This is a genomic window from Sphingorhabdus sp. (assembly GCF_046292425.1).
Taxonomy (GTDB): Bacteria; Pseudomonadota; Alphaproteobacteria; order Sphingomonadales; family Sphingomonadaceae; genus Sphingorhabdus_B.
On record NZ_JBKBQV010000004.1, the window covers coordinates 1 to 19,418 of the forward strand.

General features: G+C 56.0%; 23 protein-coding genes and 1 pseudogene. 9 read left to right on the plus strand and 15 right to left on the minus strand.

Annotated features, from left to right (window positions below; all coding sequences use genetic code 11):
* From ACK4S7_RS01535 to ACK4S7_RS01550, 4 genes and pseudogenes are all read right to left on the minus strand, one after another.
* Positions 1–387: pseudogene (locus ACK4S7_RS01535) on the minus strand (chlorophyllide reductase subunit Y); the annotation flags it as partial.
* 3 nt (positions 388–390) lie between these two features.
* Positions 391–1,374, minus strand: a complete 984-nt coding sequence (locus tag ACK4S7_RS01540) for a chlorophyllide a reductase iron protein subunit X (RefSeq protein ID WP_409643811.1) — start codon at positions 1,372–1,374, stop codon at positions 391–393.
* Positions 1,371–2,306 (minus strand): chlorophyll synthesis pathway protein BchC, encoded by a 936-nt coding sequence (gene bchC / locus ACK4S7_RS01545; RefSeq protein ID WP_409643814.1) that lies wholly within the window; start codon positions 2,304–2,306, stop codon positions 1,371–1,373. Before bchC ends, ACK4S7_RS01540 begins: the two co-directional genes overlap by 4 nt.
* Before the next feature lie 107 nt (positions 2,307–2,413).
* On the minus strand, positions 2,414–3,523 hold the full coding sequence (locus ACK4S7_RS01550; protein WP_409643816.1) for a methyltransferase: 1,110 nt from the start codon (positions 3,521–3,523) through the stop codon (positions 2,414–2,416).
* 91 nt (positions 3,524–3,614) lie between these two features.
* Between ACK4S7_RS01550 and crtD the strand changes: the two genes are divergently transcribed.
* The gene (gene crtD / locus ACK4S7_RS01555; RefSeq protein ID WP_409643818.1) at positions 3,615–5,153 is read left to right on the plus strand and encodes a 1-hydroxycarotenoid 3,4-desaturase CrtD; all 1,539 of its coding nucleotides are present in this window, start codon (positions 3,615–3,617) and stop codon (positions 5,151–5,153) included.
* Between the two features lie 59 nt (positions 5,154–5,212).
* Entirely contained in the window at positions 5,213–5,989 is a 777-nt protein-coding gene (locus tag ACK4S7_RS01560) for a hydroxyneurosporene dehydrogenase (RefSeq protein WP_409643820.1), read from the plus strand.
* 234 nt (positions 5,990–6,223) lie between these two features.
* On the opposite strand, the gene ACK4S7_RS01565 is transcribed toward ACK4S7_RS01560, so the two are convergent.
* From ACK4S7_RS01565 to bchI, 4 genes are all read right to left on the minus strand, one after another.
* Positions 6,224–6,382, minus strand: a complete 159-nt coding sequence (locus ACK4S7_RS01565; protein WP_409643822.1) for a hypothetical protein — start codon at positions 6,380–6,382, stop codon at positions 6,224–6,226.
* Positions 6,383–6,445: 63 nt separating this feature from the next.
* The gene (bchO, locus tag ACK4S7_RS01570; RefSeq protein WP_409643824.1) at positions 6,446–7,342 is read right to left on the minus strand and encodes an alpha/beta fold hydrolase BchO; all 897 of its coding nucleotides are present in this window, start codon (positions 7,340–7,342) and stop codon (positions 6,446–6,448) included.
* Positions 7,339–9,021, minus strand: coding sequence for a magnesium chelatase subunit D (locus ACK4S7_RS01575; RefSeq protein ID WP_409643827.1), 1,683 nt, complete (start codon positions 9,019–9,021; stop codon positions 7,339–7,341). Before ACK4S7_RS01575 ends, bchO begins: the two co-directional genes overlap by 4 nt.
* A complete protein-coding gene (gene bchI / locus ACK4S7_RS01580) occupies positions 9,018–10,019 on the minus strand; it encodes a magnesium chelatase ATPase subunit I (protein WP_409643829.1) in 1,002 nt (333 codons plus the stop codon). The genes ACK4S7_RS01575 and bchI overlap by 4 nt, the downstream gene beginning before the upstream one ends.
* Positions 10,020–10,191: 172 nt before the next feature.
* On the opposite strand from bchI, the gene ACK4S7_RS01585 reads away from it, so the two are divergent.
* The 4 genes from ACK4S7_RS01585 (at position 10,192) to ACK4S7_RS01600 (ending at position 12,036) form a co-directional block, all read left to right on the plus strand.
* Entirely contained in the window at positions 10,192–10,656 is a 465-nt protein-coding gene (locus ACK4S7_RS01585; protein ID WP_409643831.1) for a CHRD domain-containing protein, read from the plus strand.
* A gap of 18 nt (positions 10,657–10,674) precedes the next feature.
* A complete protein-coding gene (locus tag ACK4S7_RS01590; protein WP_409643833.1) occupies positions 10,675–11,661 on the plus strand; it encodes a DNA topoisomerase IB in 987 nt (328 codons plus the stop codon).
* Positions 11,662–11,731: 70 nt separating this feature from the next.
* Positions 11,732–11,854 carry a hypothetical protein gene (locus tag ACK4S7_RS01595; RefSeq protein ID WP_409643835.1) on the plus strand — a complete coding sequence of 41 codons (123 nt, stop codon included), beginning with the start codon at positions 11,732–11,734 and terminating at the stop codon, positions 11,852–11,854.
* On the plus strand, positions 11,854–12,036 hold the full coding sequence (locus ACK4S7_RS01600) for a hypothetical protein (protein WP_409643838.1): 183 nt from the start codon (positions 11,854–11,856) through the stop codon (positions 12,034–12,036). Before ACK4S7_RS01595 ends, ACK4S7_RS01600 begins: the two co-directional genes overlap by 1 nt.
* 38 nt (positions 12,037–12,074) lie before the next feature.
* On the opposite strand, the gene ACK4S7_RS01605 is transcribed toward ACK4S7_RS01600, so the two are convergent.
* Both ACK4S7_RS01605 and ACK4S7_RS01610 read right to left on the minus strand, forming a co-directional pair.
* Positions 12,075–12,938, minus strand: coding sequence for an SDR family oxidoreductase (locus tag ACK4S7_RS01605; protein ID WP_409643840.1), 864 nt, complete (start codon positions 12,936–12,938; stop codon positions 12,075–12,077).
* Positions 12,935–13,369, minus strand: coding sequence for a hypothetical protein (locus ACK4S7_RS01610; protein WP_409643842.1), 435 nt, complete (start codon positions 13,367–13,369; stop codon positions 12,935–12,937). The genes ACK4S7_RS01605 and ACK4S7_RS01610 overlap by 4 nt, the downstream gene beginning before the upstream one ends.
* 186 nt (positions 13,370–13,555) lie before the next feature.
* Here ACK4S7_RS01610 and ACK4S7_RS01615 point away from each other — a divergent pair, with 186 nt between their 5' ends.
* Together ACK4S7_RS01615 and ACK4S7_RS01620 are read left to right on the plus strand one after the other, a co-directional pair.
* On the plus strand, positions 13,556–13,825 hold the full coding sequence (locus tag ACK4S7_RS01615; RefSeq protein WP_409643844.1) for a GlsB/YeaQ/YmgE family stress response membrane protein: 270 nt from the start codon (positions 13,556–13,558) through the stop codon (positions 13,823–13,825).
* Between the two features lie 23 nt (positions 13,826–13,848).
* Positions 13,849–14,136 carry a hypothetical protein gene (locus ACK4S7_RS01620; RefSeq protein WP_409643846.1) on the plus strand — a complete coding sequence of 96 codons (288 nt, stop codon included), beginning with the start codon at positions 13,849–13,851 and terminating at the stop codon, positions 14,134–14,136.
* A 62-nt stretch (positions 14,137–14,198) separates the two neighbouring features.
* Here ACK4S7_RS01620 and ACK4S7_RS01625 read toward each other — a convergent pair whose 3' ends face one another.
* Genes ACK4S7_RS01625 through ACK4S7_RS01640 form a run of 4 tightly spaced genes read right to left on the minus strand, consistent with a single transcriptional unit; the run spans position 14,199 to position 17,496 of the window.
* Positions 14,199–14,927, minus strand: coding sequence for a Crp/Fnr family transcriptional regulator (locus ACK4S7_RS01625; protein WP_409643848.1), 729 nt, complete (start codon positions 14,925–14,927; stop codon positions 14,199–14,201).
* A 23-nt stretch (positions 14,928–14,950) separates the two neighbouring features.
* Entirely contained in the window at positions 14,951–16,666 is a 1,716-nt protein-coding gene (locus ACK4S7_RS01630) for a histidine kinase dimerization/phosphoacceptor domain -containing protein (protein WP_409643850.1), read from the minus strand.
* A gap of 30 nt (positions 16,667–16,696) precedes the next feature.
* Positions 16,697–17,311 (minus strand): sigma-70 family RNA polymerase sigma factor, encoded by a 615-nt coding sequence (locus ACK4S7_RS01635; RefSeq protein WP_409643852.1) that lies wholly within the window; start codon positions 17,309–17,311, stop codon positions 16,697–16,699.
* On the minus strand, positions 17,308–17,496 hold the full coding sequence (locus tag ACK4S7_RS01640) for a NepR family anti-sigma factor (protein ID WP_409643854.1): 189 nt from the start codon (positions 17,494–17,496) through the stop codon (positions 17,308–17,310). The genes ACK4S7_RS01635 and ACK4S7_RS01640 overlap by 4 nt, the downstream gene beginning before the upstream one ends.
* Positions 17,497–17,706: 210 nt before the next feature.
* On the opposite strand from ACK4S7_RS01640, the gene ACK4S7_RS01645 reads away from it, so the two are divergent.
* Positions 17,707–18,489, plus strand: coding sequence for a response regulator (locus tag ACK4S7_RS01645; RefSeq protein ID WP_409643856.1), 783 nt, complete (start codon positions 17,707–17,709; stop codon positions 18,487–18,489).
* Positions 18,490–18,743: 254 nt separating this feature from the next.
* Here the strand turns inward: ACK4S7_RS01645 and ACK4S7_RS01650 are convergent, their stop codons facing one another.
* Positions 18,744–19,199: a PA2169 family four-helix-bundle protein gene (locus ACK4S7_RS01650; RefSeq protein ID WP_409643858.1), complete on the minus strand. Its 456-nt coding sequence runs from the start codon at positions 19,197–19,199 to the stop codon at positions 18,744–18,746.
* Positions 19,200–19,418: the final 219 nt, after the last annotated feature.

Genomic DNA, 19,418 nt, shown 5'->3' on the forward strand with positions numbered 1-19,418 from the left:
GATGTCTTCAAACAGCTTTCCGGTGACAAGGGTTTCCGAACTGAAGGGCACGTAGCCGACGCTTCGACGGGCGCCGTAGAAATGTGATGTGAACGTCAGTCCGTAAACGCAGCAGGCTGATCCTGACAGGATCGTCGCGGTGCGACGCATGCGCAGGCCAACGCGCAGTGATCCAAAGGCGGGGCACATGGATTGTGGCTGGTCATGTGGACCAACTGGGTAATCGTTTGCATATTGGTCTAGAATTTCGCTTTTACCAGCCTTCTTCGCGGCCTCGAGCATGACCTCTTTGCCGCCATGGCAGCCGCTACCCTCATCGGGCGCAGCGGACACGTCCATACGGTCACGCGCACGGTCAGTTCCTGCAGGGGCGACGAGATCAGTCATGCATCACACCTCGTCATAAATGACCTCAAGCGATGGTTTTACCTCGTAAGCACCGCCCCGCATGTCTGCCTGTGTTGCGGGCACAAGTTGAATGTTGCCGCCGACTTCATCTGGCGAAAACAGGCCAAGGAGACTGTCTTGCTCAAGCGGCCTTGGCTGGCGGGGTGGTGCGTTGGCGACATTTTCACCAAGCTGCGCAAAAAGAGTGCCCCATTCGCTGTCGGACGTGCCGATGATTTGATAATTGGCAGACTTGCGACGAATATCTTCGTTCGCGGGGATTGCTATTAGCACCGGGATATCGACAGCCTCGGCAAAAGCCTGTGCCTCGCCAGTGCCATCGTCCTTGTTGATAATCATGCCGGCGACACCTACATTTCCGCCCATTTTGCGGAAATATTCTACGGCCTTGCACACATTGTTGGCGACATAGAGCGATTGCAGGTCATTGGATCCGACAACGATAACCTTTTGGCACATGTCGCGCGCAATTGGCAGACCGAAGCCACCACAGACCACGTCGCCCAGAAAATCGAGCAGTACATAGTCAAAGCCCCAATCGTGGAAGCCAAGCTTTTCCAAAAGTTCAAAGCCATGAATGATCCCGCGTCCGCCGCATCCACGACCCACTTCGGGGCCGCCAAGTTCCATCGCGAAGACGCCGTCACGTTGGAAGCAAACGTCTTCGATGGAGACTTCTTCACCAGCCAGTTTCTTGCGTGATGAGGTTTCAATAATCGTGGGACAGCTTTTGCCGCCGAATAACAACGAAGTTGTATCTGACTTGGGGTCGCAACCAATCAGCAAAACCCGCTTGCCTTGCTGCGCCATCATGTAGCTTAGGTTCGACAGTGCGAAGCTCTTGCCCGAGCCACCCTTGCCGTAGATCGCGATGATCTGCGTTTCTTTCTTTACCTCGCCCGTATGAACAGGATCCGGTTCGATCGCGGCTTCACCGCGTAAAGCCTCTATGTCGAGCATAGTCATGCGCAGTTTCTCCAGTCGAGTACCATTTTCAGGCAATCAGGGTTTTCAAAAGCTTCGGGATAGGCCGTGTGCGCGTGCGAAGCTGGTTCGATGCGGGAAATCAGGCCCGAAAGGTCGAGCGCGCCGGTTTCAATAAGGGCGTGTACCGAGTGTAGGTCGTCAGGTTGCCATTCGGCGGCAACGCGGATGCGCGCTTCACGTTGGAACGCTGGGGCGAAGTCGAAGCCAATTGGCTTGCTGTAAAATCCGGCAAGAACCAGCTCACCGCCTTTAGCGAGCCGGCCGATGAAATCGTTGATGGATGACGCGTCGCCACTGACATCGTAAACGCGGCCATAATCGTGCCGGTCGTCATCCTGCGGATGGATGACGTGATATCCGACTGCGCCGCTTTGCCGGGTGGAATTAGTCTCCCACACCACTGGCGGCGGAGCGCCCGCGGCAATCGTAAGACGCGCCAGCAGGCGACCCAAAATGCCGTGGCCAATAATCAGCTGCGGCAGTTCGCCCCTACTGATGGCGTGGAGTGCGGTGGCGGCAAGTGCGTATAATATGCCTTGCTCGGCAAGTTTTTCATCAATGGGCATAGCGCGAGCTGACGCCAAAATGACGTTGCGCGCGGCGCCCCCGAACAGCCCGCGCGCATCGCGGTAACAATTGGCGCCTGGGACAAAGACCCATTCGCCGATTCTCTGCTGATACTCAGGACCTGCGTCAATGATGCGTCCAATCGATTCATATCCAGGAACCAAGGGATATCCCATGCCCGGAAAGCTTGGCATATTGCCGGACCACAAAAGCTTCTCTGTGCCAGTGCTGATGCCGCTATAATGGATTTCGACCAATACGTCGCCGTCGCCCATTGCCGTCAATGCAGTGGTGCGCATTGACAACTTGCCCGGTGCATCGAAAATGATGGCTGATGTTTCCAACCTGTCTTGTCCTCCTGGCCCCTCGTCTGATTTGCAGAATGGAGACTCTCTCAGGTGTCAAACTATCGGAACAGTTTTAATTGTCAAATAAATTGGACAGTAGGGTGTCATTTAATCGCGACAAGTGCACTGGTGATTATCGGCAGGTCGGTGCGAACGGACTTGATTTCCCCAAAGCCCACAATTTTTAACATCTCAGTGAGTTCGTTGCGCGTACGCGGTCGTCCCGACCCCATCGCCCATAAATAAAGCCCGAAATAGGCGTGGCCCATCGGTTTCGCCTGCGGGCTGTCGGCCATTGGTTCGACGATCAGGAGTCTTCCACCTTCGGGAAGGGCAGAATGGATATTGGCCAATAGCGCCGCGACGACATCATCATCATGGTCGTGCGCTATCCGACATAGGGTTATGAGGTCGTAGCCTTCGGGCAGTGCACTGGTCTTGAAACTTCCGGGGTGCAGCTCCCACTGCTCCGATCCAAGTCGCTGCTTGGTTGCAGCAATGACCTCGGGCAGATCGAATATCCCGACTTCCAACGTGGGTGCAGATTGAAGAATGGCGGATGCAAACGCACCTGATCCGCCGCCCACGTCAAGCATACGGCGATGCGCGGAGAAGTCATACGCGTCGATAATTTGTTGCGACACCATCGGTTGAGTAGCGGCCATTAATTCGGAGTAATCCGCCGCCTTCTCCAGACTGTCCCCTTTGGAGGCATAGGTCCAATATGCGGACAAAGCTGTCTCCTCGCGGCGGTCCTGCGCGAAAAGCACAAGCGGATCGGTCAAGTCTTTGTAGAGCAATCGGTGATGGCGAATCATTGCCATGGCGCCGGTGTTACAGGACAAGGCAGCGCCTGCTTCGCCCAGCGTCCAGAACCCCAAATCAGGCGACTGCGAAATTTGCAGCGATTCGCCAGCATGGAGCAATCTCGACGCGGCGTCAGATCCAAGTTTCGTAAACGCTGCAACCTCGGGCAGGCTTCGCAGTCGTCCATTTAGAAAGCCGATAAGCTCCGACTCGACGAAGGCGGACAGAATTTGCGAATAGACGAACCCAGCAATCATATCGAACTGCGCAGCGGCTTTTCGCCGAGCGATGCTGCGAACCACTGGCATACGTGAAGCCCAACGCTGGAACCCCGGACTGCCCAGAATTGCGTTCCGGCGAAGCACCCAACGTGCCTTCCATGACGGGATGTAAGAACATTGTGACATAATATATTGTCCATTTGATTGGACTTCTGATAGCCTTTGGTCAATTCAATCTTCGTCAGGGGTATATATCATCCGCCAAACTCCGTCCGCTTTGATCATTGGTGCAGGCATTGGCGGCCTTGTCAGCGCCGTGCTTCTCGCGTCGCGCGGGTTGGAGGTAACGGTACTCGAAAAAGAGGCGGGCGCAGGCGGCAAAGTGCGGCAACTGGATTTGGACGGAGCAAAGGTCGATGCTGGCCCGACCGTTTTTACTATGCGCAATGTCGTGGACGATATCTTCGCCGCCGCAGGTGCCAAGACAGAAAATTATGTGACTCTACACAAGGCCGACCGTATTGCGCGCCATGCCTGGGATGGCGAAACGCGGTTGGATCTGTTCGCCGATCATGCACGCAGCAAAGAGGCAATCGGGGAATTCGCAGGGGCGAAGGCTGCCGTAGGCTTTGAAAGCTTCTCCAAAGAAGCGCGGCGTATTTTCGACATTCTTGACCGCCCGTTTCTGCAAAATTCCAAAACCTATCCCCCCGGCCTGATGTGGCGCATTGGCCTCTGGCGTGTCGGCGCACTGATTGCCATTCGCCCTTATGAGAGCTTGTGGAAGGTGCTCAAGGAGCATTTTGATGACCTGCGCCTGCTTCAGCTTTTTGGTCGCTACACCACCTATTGCGGCTCCTCCCCGTTCCAGACACCCGCGACATTGATGCTGATTGCCCATGTGGAGGCGCAGGGGGTCTGGGCAATCGACGGCGGCATGAGTGCGTTGGCTGCGGGCCTTGAAAAGCTGGCCCGGGAACAGGGCGTCACATTTCGTTACGGCGCATCTGTATCGCGCATTGACGTCCGGAACAAAGCCGTCGCCGGGGTCGAACTTGCCAGCGGCGAATATCTCGCTGCCGACAAGGTCATCTTCAATGGCGATCCTGCCGCCTTGGCGTCAGGCCTGCTGGGACGCCCCGCCACAGCCGCGACACGCAAGATGCCAGCCAAGGCCCGGTCGCTTTCGGCTTTGGTCTGGCTGGCCAATGCCAAGACCGGCGGCTTTGAACTTGATCACCATAATGTCTTTTTCTCGAGCGATTATGAAGCCGAGTTTTGCGACATCAAATCGGGCCGACCACCTGCCAGCCCAACCGCTTATGTCTGCGCGCTGGATCGGGGGCGGTCGCCGGTTCCTGCGGGTCAGGCCGAAAGGCTGCAGATCATCGTCAACGCGCCGGCCAATGGCGACACAGAACAGTACGCATCGAAGGAGAGAGACAGATGCACGACGGACATGCTGGCACGCTTGCGCGCGTGCGGACTGGAGCTGGAGGAGCCGCTGCCGCACCGGTTGGTGACGCCAGCGGATTTCGCGACACTCTTCCCGGCGACGGGTGGAGCCCTTTATGGACGGGCCTCGCACGGGTGGGCGGCGTCCTTCCTCCGGCCCGGCAGCCGGACGTCGATCCGTGGGCTTTATTGCGCGGGCGGGGCGACTCATCCGGGGGCCGGGGTGCCCATGGCCGCCTTGTCGGGGAAGCTTGCGAGTCAAGCCTTGCTGTCCGACCATATTTCGACACGCTGGTTCCACCGCAAGGCTATCGCTGGTGGTATGTCGACGCGCTCAGCCATGATGGGCGCTTCGGGCTAACCATCATCGGGTTTATCGGCAGCGTATTTTCGCCTTATTACAAGAAATCCGGCCGCGACATGCCCGTTGACCATAGCTGCCTGAACATCGCCCTGTACGGCAAAGGCGCGCGCTGGGTGATGACCGAGCGGGGCGTTGGCGACACTGTCCAGGAACGCGACTCCCTACAAATCGGGCCAAGCGCGATGCGTTGGGACAAGGACCGGCTGATCATCGATATCGAAGAACGCGACATCCGGCTGGGCATTCCGTGGCGGCGGCGGGTGAAGGGGCAGATCATCCTGACGCCTGAAATGCTTAATGACCGCAGCTTCAAACTTGACCCCCAAGGCCATCACCATTGGCAGGCCATTGCCCCGCGGGCAGCGGTCGAGGTCAAGATGCAACAGCCGGACATAGCGTGGAACGGCAGCGCCTATCTCGACAGCAATCACGGCAGTGAGCCGATCGAGAACGGCTTTCAGAGCTGGCACTGGTCACGCGCGCATGTCGCCAAGCAGGTTGCGGTCATCTACGAAGGCAAGCGGCGTGACGGCAGCCATTTTGCCAGCGCCTTGCGCTTTGACTCAAGCGGCGCACCGGCTGAGGTTGAACTGCCGATGGTTGCGCCAATGCCCTATACTTACTGGGGTATGGAGCGCCAGACACGCGCTGACAGGGGGCATGCGTCGGTTATCAAGACTTGGGAAGATTCGCCCTTTTACGCGCGCACGGCCTTGTCCGCGCGATTGTGGGGGGAGCCGGTTGTGGCCATTCAGGAAAGCATTTCGCTTGACCGGCTGATCAATCCGGTCGTGCAATTCATGCTGCCCTACAAGATGCCGCGAGAGACTTAGGGGCACAGCCTTTGCAAGGACGGTTGCGCGTTAGCGGCGGAAAGTCACACTAAAGTCTCACCTAAAACGCTGCGGACATATCTGGGGCTGGTTTAATGCTCCGACAGCCATGGGGCGTTTAATGATGTGCCTGTCGAAACTGACAGCGCAAATCCTACATTGCAAGTGGCTAATGCCCTCACCTCATACTTACCAGCATTCCCGCCGGCGCAGGGATAACAGAAAGCTTGCCCGTCACTTTGTTTCGGAGCCATCATCCTTCGCGGCTTTTTCCTTGTCCTTGGCGATCTCGCGATTGATCGACCATAATTGCCAGAAGCCAAAGCCCAAGGCGACAATCCCGCCGAAGACGATTTCGATCCAGCCCATATTGTCGAAAGCGGTCGGTTCCATGTCGTTTCTCCCTCGCGTCAAGGATCAATACCTACGGTCAATAACGCATGCGATGTTTGAAACTCAAGCATGCCCCTTACCCTTCCAAAACTTCGTCACGATCTGCGCCGCTTGCGCAGCGTCTTCCTCGTGCGCCAGATGGCCAAGGCCCGGCATTTCCAGTATTTCGCAATGTGGCATCAACCGTGCGGCATCCGTGACCGCAGACTTCGGGATAGCCGCGTCCTTCGCGGGATGCACCAGCAAGACAGGAGATGCAATCGCACCAAGGCGCGCCCCAAGTGCTTCCAACCGCCAGTTGGCCATCATGCGGATTGCGCCGTCGCAATGGCCCGATTTGCTGAACAGCCGCGTGTAGAATTTCGCGCCCTCCACGTCGATCTTTGATCCGGTTGAACGGGCAAGAAATTTGGCGGTCTGCCCGGGAGTCTGCGCCATGCGCGAAAAGATGATCGACACGAACGGGTTGGTGAACAGCATCTTGGCCAGCGAAGGAAATATCCGCGCGGCAAGGCCGGGGAAGGGCATGAGCGCAGGCGCAAAACCAACCAACGGCACGTTCCAGCCTTTGTCGAGCAACAGTTGCGCCGCGATGGCCACACCGGCGCTATGGCCGACAATGAAATCAGGCGTGCAGCCGCGCTCCTCCAGCAAAGCGGCTATAGACTTGGCCATTCCTGACATGGTCACATTGCCGCTCGCGCCGGACTTTGTGAAGCCGTGGCCGGGCAAGTCCATTGCGATGACGCGATATTGCCTTGCCAGCAAAGGCATCAACGCCCGCCAGCTGTGCGTGGCGGCGCCCGTGCCGTGGATGAGCAGGCAGACGGGTGCATCGGGGGTGTCCGGCCCGGTTTGTTGCATATGCCATGTATAGCCGCCAGCACGCACAAAGCTGCTGTGTTCGCGATTGGGCCAATCCTTGCCATCGGTGGCCCAGTCGGGATAGCGACCGCTCACAGGCTTTCGATCGCAGCGACCATCGCCGCGCTTTGTGCTTGCGGCAAGGGCAGATAGCGCCCGTTCAGCGCCGCCGCCAGTTCCGCCGCTTCCTCGCGCGGGCGAGGCGAGATGTCGATGACGATGCTGCTGATCCCGAGCATCGATAAATTGCGCGCCGCCTGATGTGCTTCTTCCATTGCTACTGTCCGGTTGGCGGTCCCATCCATCGCCACATTACCCTTGCCGTCGGTCAGCACTGCAATCAACGGCGTCTGGCCAGCGCGCGTCGCTGTTTCAGCCAACTGCCCCGCCGCCAGCAACCCTGCTGCAAGCGGGGTGCCACCGCCTCCGGGTAACGCGGCCAACGCGCGCCGCGCCCGCGTGAGCGACCGCGTGGGTGGCAATAATATTTCGGCTGCGTTTTGCCGGAAAGCGATCAAGGCAACTTGGGAGCGTTTGACATAGGCTTGCGCCAACATCATTTCGACCGCGCCTTTGGCCTCGGCAAGACGCGACAGCGCCGATGAACCCGATGCATCGACCGCAAAAATGGTCAGCGTTTCGCTGCGCTGTTCAAAATGACGCACGCGCAGGTCTGACGTGCGGATATGGATCTTGCGGTTGTCACCCGCTCTGGCAGCTTGCCGGCGCAATTTCTGCCAGGGTGCAGCAGTGCGCAGACTATCGATCAACGCAAGCCTTTTGCCATTGCCGGGTGTGCCGGGGCGTGCGCTCATCGGGCGGCCGCGCTGCGCCGATTTCTGCTTTTGCCCTGACTTGCCTGCAGTGCCCTTTCCGCCGCGCCGGGTCGCCAAGTCAATCTGGTCAAGGATATGTTTGGGAATAGCGGCGGCGGCAGCATCAAGCACGATATCGTCGAGGTCGATATCTTCGATGTTGCGGTTTTCTTCGCTGTTATCGGGCTCGTTGTCAGGCGCCGTATCGTCCTGTTCCGGCTCTGGTGGCGGTGGCTCCATTTGCGGCACTTGTGTCGCGCGAGGCGACAGAATGAGCCGACCGGCAGCGGCTATGTCGGCGTCAATGACATCTGCGCGGCCATGGAGCGCGGCATGTGCACGCGCGGCGAGGTTCGCGAAGATCAGCGGCCGGACTGAATTGACCCCAAGTGCCAAGGCCGTCACCGCAATTGCGTGGAGTTGTTCGTTGGAAAGCGAGGCGACGGTCGACATCGCCTTTGCGTCGGGCCAGTCATGCGCCGCGCATGGGCGTAACGCGGACAGGTCGCAGTGAAAGGCGGCACGCTCCATCAGGATAGCAGGCGGCATTTCGTCAGGCTCGGCGCCGTCGTCTAGTAGAATGACCGCAAGATCGCCCTCGTCCATGGCCTGCGCAATGTGCGCCGCGACATTCGCTGCGCTGCGCTCTGCCATCGGTAGGATGACCACGCCGCCGGCTGCTTCATTCAACAACCCGGAGCGCATGATGCCTTTGCCAGCTGACAGGGTTGCGGTCAGATCAAGACCGCCAAGCAGCCGGTCGGCATCGACATTGGAGGGGATTTTGATGACAGGCCCACGGCGCGCAATAGCAGCCCGCGCATCGCTTACCATCTTGTCGCGGATCGGGCTATCGCCGCGCAATATGATCCCGCCGAAAGCTGCTGGTGCCCGCACGAACAGATCAAGCGCCAATTCTGCGTCACTGATGGCCGCATCCAATGACGCGGTTGCGCTCACCCGAAAAGCTCTTCCAGTGCGCGCTCGATCCGGACGGTCGAGCCGGTCTCGTCCAGAATGTTGCGGCGCAGCCTGTGACGCAGTGCCAAGGGCGCAATGGATTTTAGGTGCGCCCGCGTAACGGTTTTTTTGCCATCAAGCGCTGCGGTCGCGCGGCTGGCGCGCATTAGTGTCAGTTCACCGCGAAGCCCGTCTGCGCCGACGGCCTTGCAGAGCTCAGCCATGTCCGACAATATGCTTTCCGGTGTCTCTACCGAGGGCAAAGCCGCCTTTGCACGGGCGATGCGGCGAAGCACCTTCGCGTCTTCGCCTGCCCAGCTTGCCGCAAAACCTGTGCCGTCCTGCTCATTCGCGTCGCAGCGTTTCATGATTTCGACACGCTGTGAAATTTCCTGCGGGGTGCGTACTTCAACCGAAAGCCCAAAGCGGTCGAGCAACTGGGGGCGTAATTCGCCCTCTTCGGGGTTGCCACTGCCGACAAGGACAAAGCGCGCCTTGTGCCGGATGCTCAAGCCGTCGCGCTCGACCAGATTTTCGCCTGATGCCGCCACATCAAGCAACAGGTCCACAACATGATCCTCAAGCAGGTTGATTTCGTCGATATACAGGAAACCGCGATGCGCCTTGGCCAGCAATCCGGGCTCAAACTGTTTCTCGCCATGCGCGAGCGCGCGTTCAAGATCAAGCGAACCAAGCACGCGGTCCTCGGTCGACCCCAAGGGCAGGTCCACAAAGGGCACCGAAATTTTGCGCGCCCTGTTGCTGGTGCAATGATCGGGGCAATCGTGCGGCTGATCGGGGTCGCAGTTGAACCTGCATCCCTCGACCACCTTGATCAACGGCAATGTCGCGGCCAGCGCGCGTGCCGCGGTAGATTTGCCGGTGCCACGGTCACCGAAAATCATGACACCGCCAATACGCGCATCAACCGCAGCGATCAGTAACGCGCGCTTCATTTCGTCTTGTCCGACGATCGCGCTAAAAGGAAATCCGCCCATAGCCCATTGCTATCATACAAAAGCGGCACGGCAAGTCGTGATTATGTCATCCTCGCCATTTGCGCGTTTATAGCCTGCAATTTGGCTGGCGACGCCGCCGGAACTTTCACGTCCATCTCCGGTTTTGAGCTTAGCGCCGGGCAAAACCGGTTGAACGAAAAGGAGATTCGGGATGCGCAATATGCAGAAAAATTGGAAAGCCATTGGTATTTTGGCACCACTGCTCGCAATTGGCCTAGCGGGCTGCGCGACGGTCGAAGAAACCGTTGCAGAGGCCGTGTCCGAAACAAAACGGGCTAGCCTGACCGGAGCAGAAATTGTGGGATCACGCGGCGATACAGACGGCTACGCCAAGGCCGAACTGTCGGTATCCGATGAAGCCAACCAAATTTGTTACGACCTGAACGATGTACGCGGGATTTCAAATATCACCTCGGCAGCGATTTATCGTGGGGCCAAGGGACAGAATGGGCGTGTGGTCATCCAAATGCGTAAAGCCAATGAAGGCGGATGGAAAAACTGCGTTGGCCGCGCCGAATGGCTGGAGGATTCCGTCGAGCGTTCTTCGGGTTCTTATTATATTCAAGTCAACACGTCGGAATTTCCGAACGGCGCCATTCGTGGCCAGTTCTACTAAACACATATTTATAACCAGATGCATGCCGGGTTAGTTTATGTTTCGGATTCCGAACCCGGCATTGCTCGTATCCGGCGGGGCAAAGGGTTTAGTTATCTCGATTTAAATGGCAAAACCATCAGCACCAAGTCCGAGCTTGCCCGGATCAAGGCGCTGGCGGTGCCGCCCGCTTATCGCAATGTCTGGATATGCGCGGATGCAAACGGGCATATCCAAGCGACGGGTCTGGATGAGGCGAACCGCAAACAGTATCGATACCATCCACTTTGGAGTGAAGCGCAAAGCGGCGCGAAATTCGATAAATTATCTGAATTTGGCCGCAAAGTGCCGCAGGTTCGTCGGGTGGTTGAGTCCATCCTTTCCAATGCCAAAAAGAACGATGTCTTCGCAAAGGAGGTCGCAACTGCTGCCGTCGTGCGCCTGTTAGACCATACCGCCATGCGTATTGGCGGACGGTCTCGCACAAGTCAGGGCGCGACGACGCTGCTCCTGCGCAATATCCGTTACGACAAGGACAAGCTTAGGCTACAGTATACGGCCAAAGGCGGAAAAAAGGTCCGGTGCAGCGTCTCGGACAAAAGGCTCCAGCGCATTCTGGAGAAAATCCATGATTTGCCCGGAAAGCGTTTATTCCAGTATATCGGCATTGATGGAGAAGTTCACCCCTTGGATAGCGGCGATGTCAATAACTGGCTGAAAGACCTGACGGGCGTGGAGCACATCAGCGCAAAAATGTTTCGCACCTGGCATGGCAGCGTTGCCGCGCTCGAAGCGTTGCGCAAGGCAAACAAGCCGAGCATCCGCGTTGCGTGTGAAGCGGCATCCTGTGTGTTGTGGAATACGCCAGCCATAGCACGCAAAAGCTATGTGCATCCCGCCGTGCTTGACCTGGCAGCAACGGATGATCCGGCACAGGCTTTGGCCGCATTGTCGATCAAGCGGCGCAAAGGCCTGACCGCGGCAGAGCAGCGGTTAATGGCTCTGATAACGGCAGATCCAGCGTGAGGCGGGACATATTTGAACCAAGCGGCGCTTCAGGCGTTAACTTTAAGCTATGCACACAAGGAGAAACTGCATGAGAGTTGAAAAGGAAGATGCCCGCGCCGGGAAGACAGGCATGGGCGTGCGTTATGTGCTAGCGGTTTCGTTGGTCCTGGCGGTGGTCGCGATGATCGCTGTCTATCTGGGAGTGATTTGATGATGATGAACATGCAAGAAATGGTCGATCCTGATCCAAAGCCTTACAGCCCGCCAAACGAGGTGCCCGGTAATACTCCGGATGAGATTGTGCCAGATCAAGGTGATACCGATTATCCCGGCAGTATGCCCGATGAGACGCCGGTCGAAAGTCCGCCGCCTGAATCTGAATTATTGAATTGATTTAAGGGCTGTTGCATATTGCAGACAGCCCTTAAATATTATCCGTTTACCACTGTGCCTCCGTTGGGGTGCAGAACTTGCCCCGACATATAACTGGAATCGTCACAAGCCAGAAACAGGAAGCTGGGGGCCACCTCATTGGGCTGGCCGGCACGTTTCATCGGCGTGCTCTCGCCAAAATGTGCGACCTTTTCTGGCGGTGCGCCTCCCATAGGGTTGAGTGGCGTCCAGATTGGTCCCGGCGCAACTGCATTTACCCTGATGCCTTTTTCAACCAGATTTTCCGACAGGCTTCGGGTGAATGCAGTGATGGCACCCTTCGTCGCAGAATAATCAAGCAGGCCCTTGGACCCTTCATACATGGTCACACTGGTGCAATTCACTATCGCGCCGCCAGCTGGAATGTGATCTATCGCTGCTTGAGTCAGGTAAAACATGCCAAACACATTGGTCTGGAAAGTTCGCTTCAGTTGCTGCTCCGTAATGTCGCGAATGTCGTCGTCTGGATGTTGCTCACCGGCATTGTTGACAAGAATATCAAGTCGCCCAAAGCGCGCGACGACATCTTCCACCGCACGGCGACAAAATTCTGCGTCACCGATGTCACCCGGAATTAACATGGCATTCTGGCCCTCGGCTTCTACCGCGCGAGCCGTTATTTGCGCATCGTCATGTTCATTCAGGTAAAGAATCGCGACATCGCAGCCTTCACGGGCGTACAATGCCGCAACGGCGCGTCCTATCCCGCTGTCCGCACCTGTAATCATTGCCACTTTTCCCGCCAATCGGCCCGATCCCAAAAACCGGGGGTGCCATTCAGGCTTGGGATGGAGCGCCGTTTCATGGCCAGGAAGCGCGTCTTCCTGTACCCTCGGGACGACGTCTTCGCTTCCTTCAATCATGACGCAGTCCCTGGGGTGAATGAGGGAGGGTCGCTTGCAGGAAATGACGCGTCCGACATGTCATCGACGTCGTTCCAGTCGTCGGGTTGATCGTCACGCATGGATTCAGCGCCGGCATGTCGGGTCTGATCAAAATTTTCATAGTCAGTTTCATCATCAGCGAAGGCAGCGGAGAAATCGTCTTTCCATGCCCCCGCCTTTGGCATCCATTGATGGCGCGTAGCATAGAGTCCCGCGCCAACTGCCACGCCAACGCCCACCACCGACATTACGGCGCCCAACCACGACGGTACCTCTGTCGGTGTTTTGCGCTTACCCGTCCCTTTGCGGGCCTGCGCGGACTTGGCGGTGGTATGTCTGCCTGACTTTGCATGATTGGACGTAGAGTCACCGTGGCTACGGTTCTGGCCGCTGCCCGGCGCTTTTTTCATATTATCTGACTGAGCCATAATGTCCTCGCTTTCAGTTGGAATGTGCCATCATCTTTTAACCAGCGACGTGTTGGTAGGGTTCCTCTGGATAGCGCCTTAATCGCTCACGTGGGCGGAGTTCCGACAAAATGGGAACCAAATCGCACAAGCGATGTTTTCCCTCGCACTCTGAAAGGGAGAAATAACATGAATATCATTATCATTCTGGTCGTCGGTGGCATTTTGGGTTGGCTGGCCAGCATCGTAATGCGCACGGATGGCCAACAAGGCATTTTCTTGAACGTCATCGTTGGCATCGTGGGTGCCTTTCTGGCAGGCTTTATCATCACCCCCCTGATTGGTGGCGCACCAATCACCAGCGGAAATTTTGATATCCGTTCGCTGATCGCGTCGTTCTTGGGTGCAGTCGTTCTGTTGGCAATCGTCAACATGTTCCGTCGCGGCCGGGTCCGCTAATTACTTAATTGAGGGATAAATTTATGAAAAAGTCCATTATGATTCTTGCTGCGTCTTTGTCGATCGCAACGCTTGGTGCCTGTGACTCTGGTGCGGAAAATGCACAGGAAAATCAGGCTGACGCGGTTCGCGAAAGCACTGAAGCACAAGCTGACGCCATGGAAGAAAAGGCGGATAACCTTGATACGCGAGTTGACGGCGTGGATTCTGCGGCTGAAAACGCCATGGAAAACAAAGCTGACGCTGTTCGCAAGCAGGGTGAAGCCAAGGCTGATGCCATGGAAGATGCAGCAGACGCGCAGAACAGATAATAGTTCTGCATTCATCTGAAAGAAGGGCTTGTCAGGTAACTGGCGGGCCTTTTTTTATTTGCTTATAATGCTGCTTCGTACAGATGATGAAGATAATTTGGGTTGAATAAAGCTAGTTTTCGCAGACCCGCCAGGTCATTTACCCGAAGCGTGCCGCGCTGGATGGTTGCCACGCCGCTGGCGTTGAGATCTTTGATCGTCCGGCTGACATGGGGCTGAGTCATCCCAAGCGCATCTCCGATATCACATTGAGTGAGCGGGAAACGACACAGACCATTTTCAGCCAGGCCAACCATTTTGAGCCGCAGAAACAGTTCGCACGCCAAATGGGCGAGGCTTTCAACAGCGTTACGTTGGCCCACCGAGACTAGCCATTCCCGCTGAATCGAAGACGTCAATAACGAATCCCACCATAATGCGCGCAAGACCTTCGGATGTTCGTCACCGAGCTTTTCAAATTCTTTTGGAGTGAACATAGCGTATTGCAGTGGTGTGATTGACCCGATCGAATGGTCCATGGCGTCCAGGATGTAGATATTCAAATCAGCAAGGTCTCCGGGCACGAAGAACGCCAAAATCTGCCGTCTGCCATCTTCCAATATTTTGTACCGGCACGCCCAGCCATCGACAATGAGGTTTACTGTTCTGGGGTCTTCGCCCTCGCTAATGATGTCATGCCCGCGTGGCAGGGATTTGACCCGCTTTGATGCCAGTGCGTCAATGGCTCTTTCGCCATCAGCCCGCAGCGGGATAAAGGCATTGAGCTTTCTGACAAGAAACTTACCTGACATTCATCCCTCCCCTTGCTGTGTCGCTATATTGCCGGCGGGTTGTCTGTCCGCTGCTTCTCTGTTCCGGCTGCATTTGGGAGCGGGAATCTTAGAACGACTCGTGTTCCAATCCCTTCACTACTCGTTATCGACAGGATGCCATCGACTTGTGTTGCAAAGCCGCGCATTAGTTCGGTGCCCATTTGGCCAATTTCGTCGCTGACAATATAGCCCTGACCATTGTCAGAGATATCGAGAACAGCATCGTCGTCATCAAGATGAAACTGCAAAAGGATTTCTCCGCGTGTTTCTTTCGGGAAGGCATGGCGGAATGCATTCGTAACCGCCTCGACCACAAATAATGTTAACGGAACAGCGTAATCAATCGGCACGGGAAAGCTGCTTGCATGGCAGATTAGCTCGACATTGGATGCAGACCGGCTTGCACCGCGCAATTGCGTACACAATTCAGTCATCAAATTGTCAATGACCACTTCGCCGCGCTCGTACCCATTATCCTGCTCATATAAAAGCCGGTGGATGAGTGCCAACGCGCTGATCCGGGAGCGGGTTTGCGCCAGAACCTCTTTCGCAGCCCCTTCATAGACACGGCCCGACTGAAGCGTTAGCAGGCTGTTGATAATCTGAAGATTGTTCTTCACCCGATGGTGCACTTCGCGCGTGAGCAAGCTCTTGGCCTCCAGGGCCTGCGTCAAATCGGTATTGCGGCGATCGATTACGTCCGCCATGCTATGCAAATCCGCGCTAAATGCGGCGATTTCCTCTGGTGCACGATCGAATCTGCGGCGGTCGCCTGCGAAATCACCCTTGGCGAAACGGGCCGAGACGGTACGCAAATCGCGTAGCCATATGAGCGCCAGTCTGTTGGTACCCACCCAGATAGCAACTGTTGCCAAAAGGATTGCAATCACAGGTAATAATATGCTGGCACGAATCTGCCACACGGCCAAGGCCATCAATTGGTCGCGCGGTTCGGCATAAACAACGAAAAGGTCCGAGCCATACAATTTGTGCAAGGTGTAAATCCACTCCACGCCCCGCGCGTCGCGCGCCTCGACAGGTTGGTCTTCCCCGGCACTAACGTCCGGCTTGAACGCCAAGCTGCGGTTGCCCTGCGTAACAATACTCCCGTCGCGCGTAACGATTGCCAGTGCGCCATCATTGCCAATTTCTGCTTTTTGGAGAGCAGCTCGCAGGTGGCCTACGTCGATCGCGGCGCTTAAAGTGCCGTCGGCCTGCCCATTGGCACCACGGATCGGCAAGATAAGGAACAACACATCTCGCCGGGCAATAGGCGCGAAAACCGGTACCTTCGTGATCGTCATGCCAGCGGCTTTCACGCCGCGCTGCCACCAGCTTTCATTGGCGAGGCTCACCATCCCCGTATGAGGCATAGCAGAACAGCGCACGATGCCATCAGCCGTCGTCCGCGCGATGTTTGTCACGGGCGGATAGCTGCTTAAGGATGCGCGAAGTGCTGAAGCGCAGCGGCTGGTCACATTCGTAACGTCGCTATTGGCTGAATGGGCAAGCAAAAGATGCTGCGCGATGACAAAAGGATCGCGCTGACGCTCGGCGACTGCGCTTGCGGTACTACTTAAGCGTTCAAAGGCTAATGACTGGGTATTTTTCAGAGTTGAGAGGCCCTGAAAAAAACTTGCAACAACCACTGGCAGTAAAGCTGCTAAAACGATCAGGATAAGTCCCTGCCGCATCGTCAATGGTCGAAATATAGCCACTTACGCCCCCAGGAGCTGGTGTTTTTACAATCAAACGCCTGGAATGGGGTCGGGACGTTTACCCGATCCTTCTTGGGTTGGCTTGGCAAGAGCGGTTTTTTTCAAAACGGCCTCGTCTGGCCCATTGATCAATGCAGCCAGAGCGACGCGTCCGCGGGCAAGCCGACTTTTGACCGTGCCAATGGCACATCCCGTTATCTCAGCCGCTTCTTCATAACTGGCACCACCGGCACCAACGAGCATGAGAATCTCACGTTGTTCAGCAGGAAGTTTCTGCAGGGCTTTTTCCACATCCGTCATGTGGATGTGATGCTGTTGCGGGGGGGCTTCCACCAGCAGACGTTCTGCCGCTTCGGGGTCCCAGCTGGTCATGCGCGAGTTTTTGCGCATCGTGGTATAAAACTGGTTGCGCAAGATCATGAACATCCATGCACGGAAGTTTGTACCTGGCGTGAAACTTTCGTGGGCCGCCCACGCACGCATCATCGCTTCCTGCGCCAGATCGTCAGCCAGTTCCCTGTTTCCACACAAGCCACGGGCAAACGCACGTAAGGATGGAATAAGCGCAACCATTTGCTTCCGAAAATCATCGGACGCGTCCTGTTTGTCGTGTTTGGCAAGCGGCTCCACCGAAAGGGCGCTCACGAAAACTTCTTAGACGCCGAAAATTTGGCATCAATCTGGTCAAGAAGATCAAGAAAATCTTCAGGAACCGGTTCGTTCGTAATGCTATCATGCATCTGGCGCAACGCTGCGGTCAGCGAGTCAAATTCGGGATCCATGGCTCCGCCACGTCCCGCTGTGCGCCGTTTAGTCTTATTATTACCCAATTGACCCTCTCCATCTTGCCAGGCGCTCGGAAAGGTGCCCGAACCCGGGTGACCATAATCTGTCGTTATGCCCATTGTTCAATACCACATTTTGGGCAGAAGAGGATTTTTTTTCATACTCGTCTAAACCGCTCAAGATGATATTGTTCCATCCTGAGGGAACAAAATTGCGTTTCAGGCGTATTAGGTGGGCTAGCAAAGGGAGTAACTATGTCATTTAGGCAGCAACTGGCATCTCAATTGCCGTATCTTAGGCGTTACGCGCGTGCATTGACCGGCTCACAATCACTTGGTGACGCAGCAGTGCGCGAAACACTGGAAGCATTATTGGAAGCCCCGGATGAATGGGACGAGACCGCACCGGTGAAGACCGAGTTGTTCAGGACCTTTCATCGGATCTGGAATAGTGAAATGATCGCGCCTCTGGAATCGCGCGGACGTAGTGGCGTCATTGCCGAATTCCCAGTGAAGCGTCGCCAGAGCCTGCTGCTGGCTACAGTTGAAGGATTCAGCGTCGAGGAAGTGGCGGTGATATTGGGCATTGAACAGGACGACGTTAGGCAACATGTCCAGGCCGCACGCAGCGCAATAGAAGACGCGCTATCTGCGCGCGTGCTAATTATTGAAGATGAATCCATCATAGCGCTTCATATCAAACAGATTGTCGAAGGCCTTGGCCATGAAGCCATCGCAATTGTGCGCACCCGGGCAGAAGCCGTAGCCAAAGCGCGCGAAGAGCGACCGGAACTTGTACTCGCCGATATCAGTCTTGCAGACGGTTCAAGCGGCATTGATGCGGTGAAGGATATTCTGGCGGAGCAGACGGTTCCCGTAATCTTCATTACAGCTTTCCCGGAACGGTTACTCACAGGTGAGCGGCCGGAGCCTACTTATTTGATAACCAAGCCTTTTGAACCCGAAACTGTTATCGCAACCATCGGTCAGGCCCTGCTTATGCATCGCGATGTCGACGTTGATATCAAAGCTGCATAATTTTTTGGGAACAATGTTCGGGCGGGCGCGTTTGCTTTTCCCAAACGATATTTTTAGGTCGGGAAATAGGTAATACTGTTTTTTGACTAGCTGGTCGCCCTCCCCCCCCCTAGACCAGCGCCCTAACACCCCGGCCTCACCGCCGGGGTGTTTTCTTTTGTGCAGCGTCAGGACAATTAAAAGGGCCCCAACGGCAATACCGATGGAGCCCATATCCGAAAAAATTTATCTAAGCAGAACTGCTTAGAACAGTGTCAAACAGCCCTCATTCCGTTTTTCAGATCTCGCATCTGGTCATGACCGGATTTCACCGAATCATAACATTGGCTGATCAGCGAACGAGTTTCGGTGCCAAGATTGCCGTCTTGCATCGCGGCTTCGAATTTCTCTTTGATGTGATCTTCACCGCGTTCGACTTCAGCAATTATTGCTTGATCATCCCGGCCAGTCACTGCGTCGCGCAAGTTCATAAATGCACGATGCGCGCCTGCCAACACCGAACCATCATCTTGCGGATCACCGCCTAAAGAACGCACATGTTGACGCAGTTCTTCAGCAACGCGTTGCCGTTCATTGGCGCGTTCAAAAAAGATCGATTGGAACTGACCGCTATCTGCGTCTTCTGCGGCCGACCGGTATCCGTCGACACTGTCAATGGTAGTCTTGATAAGACTGTTTATGGTCTCAATATCGTGGTTGCGTATGTCCATATTGTCGTCTCCTTTGTGAAGTAGCGACGAGTCAACGCGTGTGTATGGCAATTGTTTCCCGATACCCGCCACAGATGGTGACAGTAGCGCGCATAAAAACAATCCAGATGAACCGAAGCAGCTAAGCCACCGAATAAATTTAACAAGTTTACGATTCTATTGAGATACCCCCAGATATATCTGTTCATCTCAGGTGAATATACCTGCGGTATATCCGAC

Bases quoted from the DNA above. Each gene is read 5' to 3' on its own strand.
- ACK4S7_RS01540 (WP_409643811.1), bottom strand. From the start codon at position 1,374: ATGACTATGCTCGACATAGAGGCTTTACGCGGTGAAGCCGCGATCGAA.
- ACK4S7_RS01550 (WP_409643816.1), bottom strand. From the start codon at position 3,523: ATGTCACAATGTTCTTACATCCCGTCATGGAAGGCACGTTGGGTGCTT.
- ACK4S7_RS01560 (WP_409643820.1), top strand. From the start codon at position 5,213: ATGCCCGTTGACCATAGCTGCCTGAACATCGCCCTGTACGGCAAAGGC.
- ACK4S7_RS01565 (WP_409643822.1), bottom strand. From the start codon at position 6,382: ATGGAACCGACCGCTTTCGACAATATGGGCTGGATCGAAATCGTCTTC.
- bchI (WP_409643829.1), bottom strand. From the start codon at position 10,019: ATGGGCGGATTTCCTTTTAGCGCGATCGTCGGACAAGACGAAATGAAG.
- ACK4S7_RS01585 (WP_409643831.1), top strand. From the start codon at position 10,192: ATGCGCAATATGCAGAAAAATTGGAAAGCCATTGGTATTTTGGCACCA.
- ACK4S7_RS01590 (WP_409643833.1), top strand. From the start codon at position 10,675: ATGCATGCCGGGTTAGTTTATGTTTCGGATTCCGAACCCGGCATTGCT.
- ACK4S7_RS01595 (WP_409643835.1), top strand. From the start codon at position 11,732: ATGAGAGTTGAAAAGGAAGATGCCCGCGCCGGGAAGACAGGCATGGGC.
- ACK4S7_RS01600 (WP_409643838.1), top strand. From the start codon at position 11,854: ATGATGATGAACATGCAAGAAATGGTCGATCCTGATCCAAAGCCTTAC.
- ACK4S7_RS01605 (WP_409643840.1), bottom strand. From the start codon at position 12,938: ATGATTGAAGGAAGCGAAGACGTCGTCCCGAGGGTACAGGAAGACGCG.
- ACK4S7_RS01610 (WP_409643842.1), bottom strand. From the start codon at position 13,369: ATGAAAAAAGCGCCGGGCAGCGGCCAGAACCGTAGCCACGGTGACTCT.
- ACK4S7_RS01615 (WP_409643844.1), top strand. From the start codon at position 13,556: ATGAATATCATTATCATTCTGGTCGTCGGTGGCATTTTGGGTTGGCTG.
- ACK4S7_RS01620 (WP_409643846.1), top strand. From the start codon at position 13,849: ATGAAAAAGTCCATTATGATTCTTGCTGCGTCTTTGTCGATCGCAACG.
- ACK4S7_RS01625 (WP_409643848.1), bottom strand. From the start codon at position 14,927: ATGTCAGGTAAGTTTCTTGTCAGAAAGCTCAATGCCTTTATCCCGCTG.
- ACK4S7_RS01645 (WP_409643856.1), top strand. From the start codon at position 17,707: ATGTCATTTAGGCAGCAACTGGCATCTCAATTGCCGTATCTTAGGCGT.
- ACK4S7_RS01650 (WP_409643858.1), bottom strand. From the start codon at position 19,199: ATGGACATACGCAACCACGATATTGAGACCATAAACAGTCTTATCAAG.